Origin of the sequence: Lyngbya sp. PCC 8106, from assembly GCF_000169095.1 — a bacterium.
GTDB lineage: Bacteria > Cyanobacteriota > Cyanobacteriia > Cyanobacteriales > Microcoleaceae > Capilliphycus.
In genome coordinates this window covers 24390-42875 of the sequence record NZ_AAVU01000037.1, presented here as the reverse complement: position 1 = coordinate 42875, position 18486 = coordinate 24390, and the positions used below count along the sequence as shown (strand labels likewise).

Annotated in this window: 10 protein-coding genes; 6 read left to right on the top strand and 4 right to left on the bottom strand. The window is 41.8% G+C overall.

Translation table 11 applies throughout. The features are described 5' to 3' along the window. Positions 1-15: 15 nt before the first annotated feature. Positions 16-3774, bottom strand: a complete 3759-nt coding sequence (locus L8106_RS21315; protein ID WP_009786525.1) for a PAS domain S-box protein — start codon at positions 3772-3774, stop codon at positions 16-18. 333 nt (positions 3775-4107) lie between these two features. Here L8106_RS21315 and L8106_RS21310 point away from each other — a divergent pair, with 333 nt between their 5' ends. Then, positions 4108-5700: an Hsp70 family protein gene (locus L8106_RS21310; protein WP_009786524.1), complete on the top strand. Its 1593-nt coding sequence runs from the start codon at positions 4108-4110 to the stop codon at positions 5698-5700. A gap of 115 nt (positions 5701-5815) precedes the next feature. On the opposite strand, the gene L8106_RS21305 is transcribed toward L8106_RS21310, so the two are convergent. Beyond that, positions 5816-6622, bottom strand: a complete 807-nt coding sequence (locus L8106_RS21305; protein ID WP_009786523.1) for a circadian clock KaiB family protein — start codon at positions 6620-6622, stop codon at positions 5816-5818. Between the two features lie 177 nt (positions 6623-6799). Beyond that, complete coding sequence (locus tag L8106_RS21300; protein WP_009786522.1) at positions 6800-8077, bottom strand: type IV pilus twitching motility protein PilT; 1278 nt, start codon at positions 8075-8077, stop codon at positions 6800-6802. Positions 8078-8435: 358 nt separating this feature from the next. Between L8106_RS21300 and L8106_RS21295 the strand changes: the two genes are divergently transcribed. Together L8106_RS21295 and L8106_RS21290 are read left to right on the top strand one after the other, a co-directional pair. Next, the gene (locus tag L8106_RS21295; protein ID WP_009786521.1) at positions 8436-9839 is read left to right on the top strand and encodes an amidase; all 1404 of its coding nucleotides are present in this window, start codon (positions 8436-8438) and stop codon (positions 9837-9839) included. A gap of 202 nt (positions 9840-10041) precedes the next feature. Further along, on the top strand, positions 10042-12297 hold the full coding sequence (locus L8106_RS21290) for a Na-K-Cl cotransporter (protein ID WP_039896886.1): 2256 nt from the start codon (positions 10042-10044) through the stop codon (positions 12295-12297). Between the two features lie 136 nt (positions 12298-12433). Here the strand turns inward: L8106_RS21290 and L8106_RS21285 are convergent, their stop codons facing one another. Continuing rightward, positions 12434-12640 (bottom strand): hypothetical protein, encoded by a 207-nt coding sequence (locus tag L8106_RS21285; RefSeq protein ID WP_009786519.1) that lies wholly within the window; start codon positions 12638-12640, stop codon positions 12434-12436. A 909-nt stretch (positions 12641-13549) separates the two neighbouring features. On the opposite strand from L8106_RS21285, the gene L8106_RS21280 reads away from it, so the two are divergent. From L8106_RS21280 to L8106_RS21270, 3 genes are all read left to right on the top strand, one after another. Then, on the top strand, positions 13550-16525 hold the full coding sequence (locus L8106_RS21280) for an NB-ARC domain-containing protein (protein WP_009786518.1): 2976 nt from the start codon (positions 13550-13552) through the stop codon (positions 16523-16525). 712 nt (positions 16526-17237) lie between these two features. Next, positions 17238-17990: an alpha/beta fold hydrolase gene (locus tag L8106_RS21275; protein WP_009786517.1), complete on the top strand. Its 753-nt coding sequence runs from the start codon at positions 17238-17240 to the stop codon at positions 17988-17990. A 49-nt stretch (positions 17991-18039) separates the two neighbouring features. Next, positions 18040-18390 carry a hypothetical protein gene (locus L8106_RS21270; RefSeq protein WP_009786516.1) on the top strand — a complete coding sequence of 117 codons (351 nt, stop codon included), beginning with the start codon at positions 18040-18042 and terminating at the stop codon, positions 18388-18390. Positions 18391-18486: the final 96 nt, after the last annotated feature.

Below are 18486 nucleotides of genomic sequence, written 5' to 3'. Positions count from 1 at the left end.
TTTACTTCTGTCCCATTAACTGATGTCTGTCGCACAAACCACTCGATTTCTTCCTAAAGCTTTTGCTTGGTAAAGAGCGGTATCTGCTATTCTGAGTACCGCTTCTAATGTCTCTCCATGTTCAGGGAAACAAGCCACACCAAAAGATGCCGTAATCGAGCCTAAAGATTGATTCTCATAGTGTAACTGTAAATGCTCAATCATATACCGAATTTGTTCAGATCGGGCTTGAGTATCACTGAGGGAAGCTTCTGGTAAAATCAATGTTAATTCTTCTCCTCCATAACGACAAGCAATATCAGAACTCCTTATACTACCTTGGAGTAACCTCGCCACTGTTTTGAGAACTTCATCTCCAGCATCATGTCCGAATTGGTCATTAAACCGTTTAAAATGGTCAATATCAATCATCACAATTCCCACAGAATAATGATTTCGTCTCGCCCGATGAATTTCTTGTTCTAAAGATTCTTCTAAATACCGACGATTAAAAAGTCCTGTCAGTGCATCTCGCATACTTTGGGCTTTAAACTTTTCTTGAAGTTTGACATTGGCTAAAGCAATTGCTAAATGTTCTACAACAGTACGAGCAAGTTGTCGCTTGGCAGGTGTGAGTTGACCTGGGGTTAATGTAGCAATATAAAGTAATCCTAATGTATTTCCTTGAGCCATCATCGGCACACACAACGACTCTGCGGGTAGAAAATCCCCTTGAGAAATATGTTGACAAAATAAATTTGGAGATTTTGCTTCTATCCAATGAACACATCCCCGTCGCAACGCCCAACATTCATCAAGTCGAAAAAAGGTTGGAATGACAAAATCTTCGCCCCAAGTCGCAACAGCTTCGACATAATGTTCTGACTCTCCCAACATAAATACACCTCCTCCACAGTCAGGAAATAAAGGTTTCAGTAAATCAGCAAGCATCTGATGGGCTTCTTGTAATGAACTAGAGGCTTGTACAAAACTATTCATCTCCCCCAGTAATACCATCTCTTGATTACGTTGTTCTAAAGCATTCATCCCATCCCTTAATTGATCATTAATTTCACGTAACTGTTGCCGGATTTTTTTACTTTCAGTAATATCAATACAAGAGCCAATATACCCTGTAAATTCTTGACTTTGATTGACTTGAGGAATTCCTGTTTCGAGCAACCAGCGACATTCTCCATCTGCACGTCTTAAACGATATTCAAGAGAAAAACATTCTCGCAGTTGAAACTTCTGCTGATAGACTTTTAAAAATTCTTCTCGATCTTCTGGGTGAATATTTTCGATCCAACCATTGCCAACTTCTTGTTCTAAGGTTCGTCCGGTAAAAGATAACCAACTTTGATTAAAAAAGTAACGCTGCGTGTCATTTCCCGAAATCCAAATTAAGACAGGAGCATGATCCGCCATCAACCGAAATTGTTCTTCACTCTCGCGTAATGCTTCTTCTATCTGTTTACGTTTGGTAATATCAGTAATCATCGCAAAAGCACCCACATATTGACCCAATGAATCAAAAATCGGTGCAGTATTAAAAGAGGTCCAGAGAATCTCTCCTGTTTGACGGCGAAACTTAAAATCATGTTGTTCTGAGATGCCTAAACGCTGACGTTCAAGATTAGCGACTGCGATTTCCCAGTTCTCATCATCAACAAATTCAAACATCGATTTTCCTAGCATTTCTTCCACACCACAACCCAACATCGTCGCCATCTGTTGATTAACAAATGTGGTTTTATTGGCGATATCAATCATCCAAACGCCCTCAATTGTGGTTTCGATTAAGCGACGGTAGCGTTCTTCACTTTCTCGTAATGCTTGTTCGATCTGTTTTTGTTCGCTAATATCTCGACTACTGACTCGTCTTCCTAACCACTGTCCATCATGACTATAAACAGATTGACATTGATGAGCAATCCAACGTATTTTTCCGGTTCGGGTTATAATCCGAAAATCGACAAAATAAGGTTGATTTTGTTGAAAATGTTCTTGCAAATATTCTAAAATCATCCCTCGATCTTCAGGATGAACAATTGCGATTAACAGTTCTGGGTTGCGGATAAATTCTTCAGGTTGATATCCAGTAATTCGTTTGCAAGACGGAGAAACATATAGGAAGTTTTTGTCGGGATCAATCCAGGATTCCCAATTATAGGTGAAATTAGCGACAGTGCGAAAACGTTCTTCACTTTGACGAATTTGTACTTCTGCTTGCTTCCGTTGGGTGATATCTCGCGCCACAGCATAAATGCGATCTTGTTCTAAAACAGGTGTTGCTGTCCACAATAACCAGCGATAAGTTCCGTCTTGACAGCGATAACGATTTTCAAATTCTAAGGTGTTCACTCCCTGTTTTAAGCGTTCGAGTTCTGCAATTGTGCGTGCGCGATCTTCTGGGTGAACAAACTCAATAAAAGCTTGGGTAATAAATTCTTCTTCTGAATAACCGAGTGTTCGTTCCCAAGCTGGATTAACTCGCACAAAATAGCCGTTAAAATTGGCAATACACAGTAAATCACAGGAAATATTAAAAAAGCAGTCTCGCTCTTGTTGAGCTTGAATTCGTTCGGTAATATCAGTTTTGATACTCACATAATGAGTCAGTCGTTCTTCTGGATCTCGCACGGGAGAAGTGGTTACTTCTGTCCAAAATAATGTTCCGTCTTCTCGGTAATTGCGGACAATTACAGAACAACTTCGTTTTTCTCGCCAAGCAGTCTCTATTTCTTGCAAACCAGCTTGATGAATGTCATCACGATACAAAAAACGATGATTTTTTCCAATCACTTCTGCGGCGCGATAGCCGGTCATTTTTTCAAAGCCAGAATTCACATAAATAATCGGATTTTTCTGTTGTGTCGGATCGCTAATTACGATTCCACTATGGCTCGATGCAATGGCTCGTTCTAAAAGTCTGAGTCTGATTTCTTTCTGCTGTCGCTCCCAAATTTCTCGTTGTAAATGTAGATTGGTTTGTTCTAAGGCTAAGGTTCGCTCTCGGACTTTGATTTCTAAATTTTCTTTTGCCATTTTTAAAGCAAGTTCGGCTTTTTGTCGTTCTGCTAATTCGTTTTGGAGTTGTGTAACTAAGGAAGCTTGTTGAATCGCGATCGCGACTTGTATGGCGAGTTGTTGTAAAAATTCAATCTCCCAATTAGACCAATATCTGGGCTTTGAACAGTTTTGAGCAATTAATAATCCCCATAATTTATTCTCCGATGGAGGAAGCGGAGATTGGGTTTTTGTGTCGGTGAGTAAAATCGGGACGACTAAATTTGCTCGCACTTCTAGTTTAGCTAGGAACTCAGCATAACATGAGATTAAATTTGCGGTTTCTAGATCTTCAAAAACATGAATTTCATTGGCTTGATAAAATTTGTCTTTTGTATTGATAAAGCAAGGATCTTGTACTTCTTTTCCTTTGAGTGACCATCTGCGTATTGCGACAGACTCCACCACCACCTCTCCCTCCCCATTCGGTTGAAAGCGGTAGAGAATGACTCGTTCATTTTGTAAAAATTGTCGCACTTCATCCACGGTTGTTTGCAAGATTTCACCGAGATTGAGAGATTTACGAATCCGTAAAGATACGGAAGATAATAAACTATCTCGTTGAGATTGTAACTGAAGTTTTGCCATATATTCTTGCAGTTGTCGTTCAAGATTTAAGCCTAAACAGTCGAGTAATTTTTCTTTTTCATTACCTAGCTTATGCACCTCCTCTTGGAGAATTGAGATAGTTTTTTGGAGTTCTTCTGTTTTATGTTCTGAGTTCATCGTATCCTCTGTTTTTCAATGACTTTTCTGTGTATTCTCTTATTCAAAGATATAAACAAAATGATAAAAAACCTTGATATTTTTAATAATTCTTTATGTTCTATAATACAAACATATTTTGAGTATGTAAATACAGGATTAAAAATTATAACCATAATAATGAAATCTTAACGGTAAAAAAAGCTCAAAAAAGTCAGGATGTTGAAGGGTGAACGCTGAAGAATGCCGATGTTAAGTTTAGTGAACGCTTAGAGATGATTGATCAATTATCCCGACGGTGACTTGGGATCCGCTAGTATCATAAAATTTAGACTTGTTGTAAAATTAGACTGAATGGTAATCGCAATTGATTTTGGTACCAGTAATACCGTTGTATCCCGTTGGAATCGGGTCACACAACAGCCTGAAACCCTGAAACTTCCCGGATTGAGCTGGATATCGACTCAAAACCCCCCTCTGATTCCGAGTTTAGTCTATGTCACCGATGCGACTACGGATCAGGTTGTTTTAGGTCAGCAAGTGCGAGATCAGGGTTATGATATCAGCAGCGATCAGCGCTTTTTTCGCAATTTTAAACGCGGAATTGGCAGCGATATTCAGGGATTTCTCCCTCAACTTGATGGTCAAGTGGTCACCTTTGAACGGGTGGGTGAGTGGTTTCTCACTCAAGTGTTAGACGCGGTTCGAGAGATTCCTTTACCTGTAGACTCTCTGGTGTTTACAGTTCCGGTTGACAGTTTTGAAGCCTACCGTCATTGGTTGGGTCAAGTGTGTCAGTCTCTCGATGTCGAACAGGTGAGAATGTTAGATGAACCCACAGCCGCCGCTTTGGGATACGGACTCGCAGAACAAGATCTGTTATTAGTGATTGACTTTGGGGGGGGAACGCTTGATTTATCTTTGGTTCGACTCAACAAGACGGTACAAAAACAACCGCTAGGATTTATTCTCAAATGGGGTCAAAAATCCTTTGCTGAATCTTCTGGACAAAAGACAAAAACAGCGCGAGTTTTAGCAAAATCAGGTCAAAATTTGGGCGGTTCAGATATTGATAATTGGTTAATGGATTATTTTTCCCAAACTCAGGAATTGGTTAAAACTCCGCTCACTGCTCGTTTAGTTGAAAGATTAAAAATTCAGCTTTCTTTACAAACCCAAGCGAGTGAAGTGTATTTTAATGATGAAACTTTAGAGAGTTATGAACTGGAAATGACTCGCAATCAATTTGAGGATATTTTAACACAACATCAGTTTTTTGAAAATCTAGATCGATCCCTGAACCAAGTGTTACAGCAAGCTCGACGTCAAGGTGTGGAAAAGAATAATATTAGCGGTGTTTTATTGGTGGGGGGAACTACAAAAATTCCGGCTGTCCAAAGTTGGATAAAACAGTATTTTGAACCTGAAAAAATTCGTTGTGATCAGCCTTTTGAAGCGATTTCTCATGGGGCTTTACAATTAAGTTTGGGGACTCAAATTGAAGATTTTCTGTATCATAGTTATGGAATTCGCTATTGGAATCGTCGGGATAATTGTCACAATTGGCATCCGATTATTAAGTCAGGTCAACCTTATCCGATGAGTGAACCTGTAGAATTGGTTTTGGGCGCTTCTTTAGAAAATCAACCGAGTATTGAGTTAGTGATCGGAGAATTGGGAGTGGAAACGGGAGGAACGGAAGTCTTTTTTGATGGCGATCGCTTAGTCACACGCACTTTAGCCGCCGGACAAACAACCATACAACCGTTAAATGATACAGAAGAAGGACGCAGTATTGCACGATTAAATCCGCCCGGATATCCGGGAAGTGATCGCATTAAAGTATTATTTCAAGTGGATGAACAGCGGTTTTTAAGACTAACTGTTGAGGACTTACTTACCTCGGAAATTTTAGTCAATAATCAAGCAGTTGTGCAGCTTAGTTAGAGGTCACTTGTTTGGAAATATTCAGTTTTAAATAGGATTTACAGGTAGGCTTAACTGGTTTGTACAAGTCGAGAAATTTTCGAGAAAAATGGTTTGGGAACCTAAAAAGAGTGTCTTAATCTTCTAAGGTTCCCAGCAAGCGTAAAATCATCTCAACATCGTTCAATTCTCCGACAATCCGGCGGATTGGTTCCGGCCAGACTTTGATCAAGGTAGGAGTTGCTGAGATTTGATCGGCTTCAGCTTGTTCGGGATGTTTCAACACATCAATAACTTTTAGAGTATAAGGGTGATTAACAGATCGTTCTAAAAGTTGATGAAGTGTCGCCAGGGTTCGTTCAGTCGCTAAACTATGACCTGAAACAAATAAACGGAGAACATATCCGGCTGTTTGCGGTGAATTAATCTCTGGAGACTGATTAAACCGTAAACTTTGCGATCGCAATGTAGAAGTTACTTTTCGTCGGTTCCCATCAAGTTGAGTATCCATTTTTTGAAATTGTACAACCAAGTCGTGATTTTCCCAAAGTTGGGGAAACTGTTGATAATAAGTCGAAATAACAAGAGGGTTACACAATTCTTCAGGTTCTCGGGTCGGTTGCCAAACTAAATTATCAAGACCAAAAACAGCATTGAGCAAAGTTTGATAACGTAGCACCGGAGGATAGGCTTCAGCAGACTGTTTAACCGTTTGAGTATTGGGATCAAGCCACTGGTCAAGAGTCGCCGTATAGCAGGGAACTAAAAAATGGGGCGTTTCTGACAGTCCCAAAATTTCCTGTAAGGCTCCGCACAAATGTAGATGCCATCGACGCCGTTTACTGGGGTCGATACAGTAAATTAAATCTCCCCCTGGAGTAAAAAGTGCAATTCCTTTAAATAGCGGGGAGTTTGTAGATTCAGTCGGTTTAGCAAAGTTCAAGGCTACCGATTAAAGAACCAAAGAAATTGGATAACTTCACAAATCAATTATATAGAAGTGTGAACTGTGACCGCTAAGTTAGGCTCAATAAAATACCTCACAATTCACACTTTACCTTAAAGTTGAGATCAAAGGCTTAAAACTTCAGACTTTTCTTAGACTTGATCCCAACGATGACTAAACGCGGCCCCGTAGCATTTGACCCATCTCATTAGGGTAGGGTGACATATCTAGACAGGTTTCTTCTGTAATTCGACCTTCTTGATAGAGAGTGTAAAGAGATTTATTCATCGTGGTCATACCTTCATAGGTATCTTTAAGCATGATTTGGTTAATTTCTTCGTACTGATCTTTAACAATGTATTCTTTGATGACATCAGTATTGATTAAGATGTCATGAAAAGCCGCCCGTTTACCATCAGTGGTTTTACAAAGTAACTGAGCAATAATAGCCACCAACGATTCGGAAATTGAGACTTTAATCGATTTCTGTTCTTCCGCCGAGAACATATCTAAAATCCGAGTTAGAGTTTTAATTGCGCTGTTGGTGTGTAAAGTTCCGGCGACTAAGTGACCTGTTGTTGAAGCTTTGAGCGCAATTTGCATGGTTTCTTTATCCCGAATTTCACCGACTAGCATCATATCGGGATCTTGACGCAAAGCTCCTTTGAGGGCGTTAAAAAACTTCAGGGTATGACGTCCGACTTCCCGGTGTTTAATCAACGCTGTTTTGCTTTCGTGAACAAATTCTACCGGATCTTCAATGGTAATAATATGATAAGGGAAAGTTTTATTCATGTAGTCAATCATCGCCGCCAGGGTCGTAGACTTCCCTGAACCCGTCGGCCCCGTGATTAACATCAGTCCCTTGTGGTAGTGGCAGATTTTTTTAAAGACTTCTGGTAGATTGAGTTGCTCCATAGTCAAAATTGTAGCTGCAATCAATCGTAATACCATTGAGGGGCCTCTTAAGGTATCAAAAGCACTAATCCGCACCCGCACAAAGCCAAAGTCAAAAGCACCATCAAAGTCTAAATTTTGTTGAAAATATCCAATTTCATCATCGCTCATACATTCCCGTAACCAACTCATAAAAGTATTTAAGTCCGTCACCGGATAGCCAGGGGAGACAATATCACCCCGTTTACGGAAGCGAGGTTCTTCATTCACCCCTAAGTGAAGGTCAGAAATGCCTTCTTCATTGGCTCGTATAACAATTTCTCTGAGGGTTGGATGTCCTTCTGTTGGGCCAGGGCCTCGCCGAGAGCCAGCCGCTCCCGAAGCAACCGGTTGAGCCAATTGAGGGGCTTCAGCAGCAGGATTCTGGGCTTGAGGGGGGGCTTGAGGAGTGGCAACTTCACTCGAAACACCGGGAGAACGACCCACTTTTGGAGGTGCAGGTGGACGAGGGACTTTCGGTGGCGGTGGAACAGGAGGACGAGATGCTTGTGTCATAATTGCACTACCTTAATAATTGATGAGAGGACTGGGGTAGAGATTTAAGTTCAGTCTAGCCTTGAATTCTTGAAGATCGCAAAGAGACTCAAGAATTGACAAACGGTTCGTGCTGTCTCCCTCGTCAAAGGGCGGAATCATCGGTAACTTGTATTTTTTTTAAGATGTAAAAGCTCAGGGTGTAGCCATACTATTAATGGGTAAAGTTGTGAATTTGTCAAATGCGAAAATTGGAGGATTCAACTGAAAAGACAGTCTCAATCCATCAGTATTCCCCAAATCAAATGACAAAATCAACTTCTTGTCGAAAAAACCTCAAGATTGAGGAAAATCAGGTTAAACCTCTAAACTGTATATTATGAATCTCGACGATCTCGCCTTTAGTTCTGCACTTAAGCAAGCCCAACTGATCCGCAGCAAACAACTCTCACCGACAGAATTAGTTGAACTTTATCTCAATCGGATTGAGTTGTTTAATCAGCAGCTCGGCTGCTACTTTACAGTCATGGCAGAGACGGCGATCGCAGAGGCGCAAACCCAAACGGAACAACTCGCCACTCTTGATCCTTTAGAACTTCCCCCCTTTTTCGGGGTTCCTATTTCTATCAAAGATCTCAATGCCGTAGCCGGAGTTCGTTGTACTTACGGTTCTCGGGTGTTGATGAACCAAGAAGCGACTTCCGATGATGCCGTTGTCACCCGCATTCGTCAAGCTGGATTTATTATTATTGGCAAAACCGCAACCTCAGAAGTGGGTTCACTGCCCTATACTGAACCCGAAGGCTTTCGGCCGGCTCGTAATCCTTGGAATTTAGACCATACTCCGGGAGGCTCGAGTGGGGGTGCTGCGGCTTCTGTGGCGGCGGGACTTTGTGCGATCGCTCACGGTTCCGATGGAGGAGGATCTTTACGTGGCCCCGCTTTTTGTTGTGGGTTAGTCGGACTCAAACCGTCTCGGGGTCGTATTTCTCATGCCCCCGTCGGTGACTATCAAAGTGGCATTTCCACGAACGGGCCAATTGCTCGGACAGTAGCAGATGCCGCCGCCTTACTGGATGTCATGTCGGGTTATGTGACTGGAGATCCCTACTGGTTGCCCGATCCAGAGATTTCATTTCTACACGCAACTCAACACCCGATCGGATCACTAAAAATTGCCTTTTCAACCAAAATTCCTCCGGTTGGTGAAGCCTCAGAAGCTTGTCAAGATGCGGTTAAAGATACCGTGCAGCTTTTAGAAGACATGGGACATCAAGTAGAACGGGGTTGTCCAGATTTTACCGATTTGATTGAACCGTTTAAAGCCGTTTGGCAAGCGGGTGTAGCGGCATCCGGTATTCCCAAGGACTTACTGACCCCGATGAACCAATGGTTACTCGAACAAACCGGATCAGCCGGAGATTATTTACGGGCGGTGAGTCAAATGCAAGGGGTTGCTCGTCGAATCGTTGCCTTTTTTGATCAGTTTGATATTTTACTTCTTCCGACCTATATGCACTCAGCGATTCGTGTGGGAGAATATGAACATCTATCTCCGGAAGAAACCATCGAAGAGATCATCAAATGGATTGCTCCTTGTCCGCCTTTTAATGCGACAGGACAGCCAGCGATCGCCATTCCGACAGGTTTGAGTGCTGAAGGATTACCGATTGGGGTGCAGTTAATTGGTAAACCTGCTGATGAAATTACTTTGATTGCCATCGCTGCTCAACTCGAAGCCGCTAAACCCTGGAATCATCGTCCGACAGCAATGAGCAGTTAATAGAATTGAGATGTTGAGAAGTTCAAATCTCAGGGTTCAAAGCCTGGGGTTGGGTTTAGACCCACAGGATTTATTTAGGGTGACATTGATAACTGATCACTAAAAAGGCTGTTAAGCTAGATTGTCAGCTTTTCGCTGCACAATAAGATAGACAAGGAGTTTAGTTAATCCTTGTTATTTGTATTAGAACTCAACGACAAACGTGAAATTCCTCGTGTTTCCTCGTTCGGAACCATCAAATCCTCAGCCTCCCCAACAACCAGGTACAGGTTTAGGGACGTTTGGTGGTGTTTATACGCCCTCAATTTTAACGATTCTGGGCGTGATCATGTACTTACGATTTGGGTGGGTTGTCGGACAGGTCGGCTTAGGTGGAACGTTGGTTATTGTTACGCTTTCCACCTCTATTACCTTTTTGACCTCTCTATCCATTTGTGCCATTTCCACGGATCGAGTCGTCCGTACTGGCGGGGCTTACTATATGATTAGTCGCTCCTTGGGGATCGAATCAGGGGGGGCAGTTGGCATTCCGCTTTATTTTGCTCAAGCTATTTCAGTGGCGTTGTACACGATTGGTTTTGCTGAAAGTCTGAAAATTACCTTTCCGCAGTTAGATGTCAGGGTTGTGGCGTTAATTACCACAATTCTAGTGACAATTGTGGCGGTCAAGTCCGCAGAACTCGCCATTAAAGCTCAGTATTTCATTATGGCCGCGATCGTCTTATCGCTGATTTGTTTTATTGGCGGAGCGATTTTACTCCCCGAACCTTTAGCCGTCACAGACATTGAGTTAGAAGTTGCCCGTAGCACGGTTAAAGTTGGGTTTTGGCAGGTTTTTGCGGTCTTCTTTCCGGCGGTAACGGGGATTATGGCGGGGGTGAATATGTCGGGAGATTTACGAGATCCGACAAAATCTATCCCGGTTGGCACCTTGGCGGCTGTGATTACGGGTTACATCATTTATATGCTGATTCCCCTGTTTTTAGTGAAAGGTGCAGGAACAGAGTTGCTATTGGCTGATCCGCTGGTTATGAAACGTATTGCTATCTGGGGGCCTTCGGTTTTATTAGGCGTTTGGGGAGCAACATTATCCAGTGCTTTAGGGAGTATTTTAGGAGCGCCTCGGGTATTGCAAGCCTTAGCCCGAGATGGAATTTTGCCCCCTTGGTTGCGCTTTCTCGGCACCGGAAGCGGAGAACAAGATGAGCCTCGCATCGCAACAGCAGTAACTTTGGGTTTTGTGTTGCTCGCTGTCGCAGTGGGAGATTTAAACCTAATTGCTCCGGTTCTCAGTATGTTCTTTCTCACGACTTATCTAGTCTTAAACTTAGCCGCAGGATTGGAAAGTTTCCTGAGAAGTCCTTCATTTCGTCCGTCTTTCAAAGTTCATTGGATTTTTTCACTCTTGGGTGTAGTCGGCTGCTTAGGCGTGATGTTTTTGATCGATGCTGTGGCGACTGTCATGGCTGCGATTATTGTCTTCAGTATCTACATCTGGTTGGAACGGCGAGAACTCGAAGCGGCTTGGGGTGATGTGCGCCAAGGGATTTGGATGGCGTTGGTGAGAATGGGCATCCTGCAACTGAGTTACACGCCGGATACCAAAAATTGGCGTCCTCATATTTTAACCTTCTCTGGCGCTCCGACTAAACGATGGCATTTAGTAGAACTGGCTTCTACTTTTACTCACAACCGCAGTTTATTTACCCTTTGTACTGTTTTACCCAGTGGTTCTCGTGATCCCGTTCAGTGTGGTGAAATGGAAGCGACACTGCGCGAATATTTGGATAAACGCGGGATTCAAGGCTTGGTACGGGTGATTACGGCGTCTGATCCGTTTGTGGGCGCTCAACAGTTAATTGATTCTTATGGGATTGGCCCACTGATTCCCAATACGGTGCTGTTAGGAGATAGTCAATCTTCTAAACGTCGGGATTCTTATTGTCAGATGATTGCGGAACTCAATAAGCGAGAACGTAGTGTAATTATTTTTCGCTCAACGGAATCTGAGTTTAAACGGCGTAAAAAGATTGATGTCTGGTGGGGAGGTTTGAATGCCAATGGTGGCTTGATGTTAATTTTGTCTTATCTGTTACGAACCAGTATTGATTGGCGGGGAGCCGAGATCCATTTAAAGTTAGTCGTCGGAAATGAAACGGCGGCTCAGGCGGCTCGTTTGAATTTAGCAGAAGTTGTTGAACAGTTACGCATTGGAGCAACACCAAATGTGATTGTTTCTGAGGGAAAACCGTTCCCAGAAATTTTGCATGAATCTTCATCCAATGCAGATTTAGTTTTCTTGGGTATGGCTCAACCGTCTCCCGAGTTGAATTATAGTGAATATTATGAAGGTTTGCAAAAAATGGCTGAAGGTTTACCTCCGACAATTTTTGTTTTAGCTGCTCCGAATTTTGCGTTTGCTGAAATTTTACAAGAAACAACTCCCACCAAACAGTGAACCTGACAATCCGAGCGGGAATTTATACCGTTTCTATTGAGAATCCGACGCTTGAGAGGAGATTTTTTCTCTCCAATTTCGTCGGATTTTATTTAGGGATTTACGGGTTTAGAGGTGAAAATTTTGATTGATTCGACTAGGTGAGTTTGAGTAAACCCATTTGTAGTCGCTCTCGCAATTTCTGGATTTTATGATTTTCTTCGTGGCTAATTGAAGGCTGGATGCGACTTAAGTTGTGCAGTAGTTTTTGATCATTTAGAGTCAGTTGCCCTGTGGCAATGATCTGATCGATGACTTGGCCAATTGTTAGAGGGTTGAAAGCAGACATAGCTTGAGAATTCATAACTCAATATCATCTGAATTAGGGTTTGTTTTTTCTGTAGAGAGGCACAACAAAACTTAAATTTTTTCTATTCTGTATTTTCTGCTACCCTGTCCGATTATACCTGTTATAGAACGTGATAATTTTAAGTTTAGTTTTGCCTTCTACTCAGCTTACTTTTAGATTAAATCTATTGTCTATGTTCTGTCAGTAAGGATTAAGTGATGTATCGGAAAACTGTCTAGAGAGAAAAGTTAGGGAAAAGTGAGGTTTTTGTTAGGTTTTTGTTAGATCTTCTGCACATTATCTAGATATCTCTAATGAGATTCCACAACAAATAGGTAATTCTTACAGTGATCATCTGGGGATTTGATGGCTTCTCTTAGAGAGACATTTAATCTGCTGACTAATCACTCAAAACTATTTATTTTGCTGAAAATCTTCATCTAAGATCGAGGATAAACTAAACTTTTTATTTTGCCATCAGTCCAGGTTTTTTGAATAAAAAAATCAAATTTTTGCGGACGGTGATTTAAACCTTGATATCAATTTTGATGACTTTTAAATCAGATCAGATCGAATTGAATGAGGACTGAAACTTACTGCCAAAATCAAAATCTTTGACAACTGCCTCAAAAACTTTAAATATTTTTAACTTCTATTTAAGCAAGATAAATCACGTCGAGATTCTAGATCTCAACTAGAAAACAATCATCATTAACTCAGTCATTCTCCAGCCCAACCCCGGCAGAGTGTAGCAATTTAAACATATTGAGGTCAGTAAGTTTGATACAAATCAATCAGCTAAAACTTTGAGATCATCTAGATATACCATTTTGTCTGATTGTCTCGATCCGGACAATCTCTTGTCAGGGTGAGTAAAGTAAAATCAGAAAAAGAGAAAACAGATGCGAGAAAGCGTGAGCGCGAATGAAAGTTGAGGAAGCCTTAGCCATTTTAGAGAGAACTTTACCCCCAGGTTCGTTAAATACAGTAAAAACGCTTGTCTTTCGCCATTCCTGGGAAGGTAAAGGCTATGCAGACATTGCCGAAGATGCAGGTTATGATCCAGACTATATCAAAGGGGTGGCAGCAGGGTTGTGGCATTCACTCTCGGAAGTATTTGGCCAAAAAGTGACCAAGAAAAATTTCCGCTCTCTCCTCATTCAACGATATAGCAGTTCTCAAGCCCCGACTCCGACGGCTTCATTCTCACGAACTTCTAATCCCGTCAGTAGCAATAGTTCTTTCTCAGCAGCCCCCCAACTGCTCGAAAACCCTTCATCCCTGCTTGAAAAGCGTTGGGACTGGGGAGAAGCCCCGGATGTGTCGATTTTTTATGGGCGGAAGACTGAATTGGCTCAACTTCAAGAGTACATTCAAGCTGAACCTCAGTCCCTAGAAGTCGGGGAATCAACCCAGCGGACGACTTCCTCCGTGCGACTACTGGCGGTGATGGGAATGGGTGGCATCGGTAAGAGTGCATTAGTTGTGAAACTGGTCGAACAGCTGAAAAATGAGTTTGATGTGGTCATTTGGCGATCGCTGCGGTACGCCCCGGCACCTAAAGTCATTTTAACTCAGCTTCTGTCTTTTATTGCTCCCGATACTTCTGACACGACTACAAATTTATCACCGACTTTAACGGCTTCTACGGGTTCAAATTCTCTCAGTGAAATTGGAGAATTGATCCGCTTATGTCGAACTTATCGCTGTTTAATTGTTTTAGATAATGTAGAAACAATTTTACATGAAGGCACAACCGGACGCTATCGCCCTGGATGTGAAGGCTATGGTGAACTCTTTCGAGCGATGGGAGAAACTGTTCATCAAAGTTGTTTACTACTAACGACACGGGAAAAACCCCCCGAAATTGCGGCATTAGAAGGCACTGGACAGGCGGTGCGTTCGTTTTTATTGGAAGGTTCACCGGATGCGGCGATCACATTGCTAGAATCGGTCTACGGTTCGCCGGAACAAAAACTATGTTTGTGTGAACTTTATGGTTATAGTCCACTCGCTTTAAAGATTGTTTCTACAGCGATTCAAGATTTATTTGAAGGGGAAATTGCTCAATTTTTAGAACATCGTTCTGTTATTTTCAACGGCATTCGCCGACTGCTTGATCCCCAATTTCAACGGTTATCGCCACTGGAAATGACGATTATGTTTTGGTTGGCTATTGATCACGGACAGACAACGGTTAAACGGTTGCATCGAGATTTAATTCCGCCTGTATCTCAAGCTAGTATTTTGCAGGCGTTGGAAGCTTTGACTTGGCGATCGCTGGTCAAAAGAGAAGGACGAAAAAAGCAAGCTGATCCGAACAGTGAAGACCAAAATACAAGCAAAAAAAAGAGAGAAGAAAACTATTACACTATCGAACCAATGGTGATGGAATATCTCACCCATTGTCTGACCGAACAAATTGTGAGTGAGTTGACCAGTGGAGAGATCAAGCAATTTGTGACGCATACTTTGACTAAAACAACCGGAAATCGAGTTGTGCGAGAACATCAACGGGCTTCGATTTTAGAACCCATTGCCAGAGCGTTACAAATGACGTTTAGTTCTTCGAGAGCTTTATTAGAGCAACTTCAAAATATTTTAGATCGACTGCGAGAAATGGAAAAGCAGGGGTCTGGATATGGTGTCGGCAATTGGTTAAACCTCTGTGTTAGATTGCAAATTGACTTGAGTGGTTATGATTTTTCTCACTTAACGGTTTGGCACGCGGACTTAAAACAGGTGAATTTGCATCGGGTGAATTTTGCCTATGCAAATCTTTCCCATTCTGTTTTTACGACGAATATTGGTGAAATTACCGCGATCGCTTTTAGTCATGATAATGCTTATTTAGCCACCGGGAATATTTGGGGAGAAGTACGGTTGTGGTCTTTGCAATCTGAAAATCAACAACAGTTGATGAGTCCATCTCATCGGGCGGAGGTGACAGCAGTGATGTGGAGTAATGATGGACAAACTCTAGCGAGTAGTAGTAAGGATGGCACAATTCGATTATGGGATATACAAACGGGTCATTGTCGTCAGGTGTGGTCAGGACATCATGGCGGTGTGAATGGGATTGTGTGGAGTCATCGGGGACAGATGTTGGCGACTTGTGGCGAAGATGGGATGATTCGTCTCTGGGATGTTCGCCGAGGTCGGGTTTATCGGGAGATGGAAGCAAAAAGTCGGGTGGCTGCGATTACTTTTAGTTCAAATGGTATTCTGGCAAGTGGCAATGAAGACTCGACGATTCAGTTGTGGGATGTCAATACAGGAGAGTGTTTGAGAACCTGTATCGGACATCAAGAACGAGTCAATTGTGTGATGTTTGTTCCCGTTCATTCTCCCTGGGAAGGGTTAGAAGTGGGAACAGCTTTGGGTGGGGAAACTTCTTCTTTCGCCACAGACTGGCTGGCGGTCGATGAAGGTCAGACTTCGGACTTGACGGCTAAACGACCTGATATTGCACCGATTTTGATCAGTGGTAGTGATGATTGTACGCTGAAGCTTTGGGATGTCAGCAATCAAACTTGTTTGCAAACTTGGCGGGGACATACCCATCGGATTGAGTCGATTACCAATAGTCCCGATGAACCGATTTTAGCAACAGGTAGTAATGATGGTACGGTGAAGTTGTGGAACCGACACACGGGAGAGTGTTTGAGAACGTTACACCACACGCCTGACCCCATTCGGGCTTTAGCTTTTAGTACCGATGGTAAGATTTTGGCGATTGGAACTTGTGAAGGGACAATTCAGTTTTGGAATACCCAAATTGCCCAGTATCAGGAGACGTTGAGGGCTTTGGGTGCTTATGAACAGATGAATGTTACAGGGGTCACGGGTTTAACGACGGATCAGATCAGTCGGATTGTGGCTTTGGGGGCTTTGATGTGAAGGCAGAAAGCAGAAACCTGGCTAGACTATTGAAAGTTAGTTGCAATAAATTGAAAGCTCTGTTACTCTAGAGTTGAGGTGAAAAGTTAGGTCAGTGTGAGGTCTTGGAGTCGGTCTGGTTCTGAATAAGTTGGACTGGCTTTAAAGGCTTAATTGCTTAATTAATGACAAAAACTCTTAATAAAGAGGAGCGATACACTAGATTAAACAACCTCTCTGTTGGTGAAGCGAAAAAAAGCTGACTCGAAGTGCAATGATTCACAATGCTGTTGTGATCGCTTATAACTCAGACAAAGTGTTCACTAGAGACGGGAATTAACCCCCCGACTCTTTTTTTTATCCTTTTTTTCTTCGGGGAATGAGAAATAGATGGGGTGATGGAAAGCCTAACTTTATCCCGGTTTGAACACCTGAAACAACCTCCTAGAAAGAGTTGAAGCCCAAAAATACTTTATTTTCGAGAAATTATTGAAAAAGACTTGCAATAAGCTTGCAGATCTGTTAATTTAGAATTGAAGATAATTCTACAACTCAATCAAGACTCAGATCAACAACTCGGGGAAATTTTTCAAGTTAATTGAAAATTATTCTTATTAGTATGGAATTATGACCTTTTTAACAAGGCTTCCCGCTTTGTTTAAGTTTTTCAACAATTGAATATCAAAATAGTCTGTTACTGAACTTATCCATTTATTCTATTGGAGTCAATCTCATGTCTAATTTTGCAAATGTTTTGTGGCTAAATACCAGTCCAAGTTTACGACACTTTGACCAAAAATTAGTCAATCAACTCTCTGAAACAATGGGATTAGCTTATTGGGAATATCGTCAAAGTTTAGATGAACCCAGTTGTCTAGAAACCGCACTAACATTAGTCCATGACTATCTCAAATCCAACGATCAACCCATTCATTTAATTGGTCATAGTACAGGCGGATTATTAGCATTAATGTACGCCAACAGACATCCCTCACGAGTCAAATCATTAACCCTATTATCCGTCGGAGTTCATCCCACCGTTGACTGGAAAGCCCATTATTATGTGCAGTTTCAATTATTACCTTGTAGCCGTCAAGTCCTACTCAAACAAACAGTTGAAACCTTATTTGGATATCAGAAACCAACAACTCAACAGCGTTTGATGTTAATGCTAGATAGAGACTTAAAAGAATCCCTCTCCGTTCATTCCCTACTCAAACGAATGAGTTTATCTCCTATTCCTGCTTCAGTTCCTTTAATGGTTTGTGGAAGCGAAGATGACGTGATTGTTGATAGTCAAGAACTACAAGGTTGGAGAAGTTTACTCAAACCCGGAGATCGAGTGATTCAAGTTCCTCAAGGAGGTCATTTTTTCCATCACTTTTATCCTCAGTTAGTCTACGATAAAATTTTGAACTTTTGGTCAGAAATAGAGTGGTTTTCTAGTCAAGGTGAAGTCAGAACTCCATTATCAACAAGAAGCTAAATTATTCATCATCTCACCATCATTGTTTAATTTTGAGGTCATCATCGAAATGAGTCAAGTGGTTATATTGAGTGTAATTTTCCATCCTGTTCGCTTGCTTTTTTCAATCATAGCTTTGGGATTAACTGCGATATTTTTTTGGAGTCTAAAACGTGCTTTTCGAGAAGGTATTATTCATCTCAAACGCTTACATAGTATTCCTTGTAGTCGCTGTACATACTTTACTGGAGATTATCGCCTCAAATGTACAGTTCATCCCAAAATCGCCCTAACAGAAGAAGCATTAGAATGTGGAGATTATGAATCTTGTGGAGACAAAACATTACGCTTACAAGCCGTTTATTCCTCCTCTTGTGATGCTGTTAATATTGTGCGTGATTTTCAGCGTCCTTGCAGATAAGTACCTTCTCAAAGTCACTCGATATATTCTGGCGACTAACTAGGACTTTCTAACATTACCTAATTTCCTAAAACTCATTCTCAATCCTTAACACTT

Coding starts and splice junctions, on each gene's coding strand:
- L8106_RS21295 (WP_009786521.1), top strand. CDS start 8,436: ATGAATCTCGACGATCTCGCCTTTAGTTCTGCACTTAAGCAAGCCCAA.
- L8106_RS21285 (WP_009786519.1), bottom strand. CDS start 12,640: ATGAATTCTCAAGCTATGTCTGCTTTCAACCCTCTAACAATTGGCCAA.
- L8106_RS21270 (WP_009786516.1), top strand. CDS start 18,040: ATGAGTCAAGTGGTTATATTGAGTGTAATTTTCCATCCTGTTCGCTTG.
- L8106_RS21280 (WP_009786518.1), top strand. CDS start 13,550: ATGAAAGTTGAGGAAGCCTTAGCCATTTTAGAGAGAACTTTACCCCCA.
- L8106_RS21300 (WP_009786522.1), bottom strand. CDS start 8,077: ATGACACAAGCATCTCGTCCTCCTGTTCCACCGCCACCGAAAGTCCCT.
- L8106_RS21275 (WP_009786517.1), top strand. CDS start 17,238: ATGTCTAATTTTGCAAATGTTTTGTGGCTAAATACCAGTCCAAGTTTA.
- L8106_RS21315 (WP_009786525.1), bottom strand. CDS start 3,774: ATGAACTCAGAACATAAAACAGAAGAACTCCAAAAAACTATCTCAATT.
- L8106_RS21310 (WP_009786524.1), top strand. CDS start 4,108: ATGGTAATCGCAATTGATTTTGGTACCAGTAATACCGTTGTATCCCGT.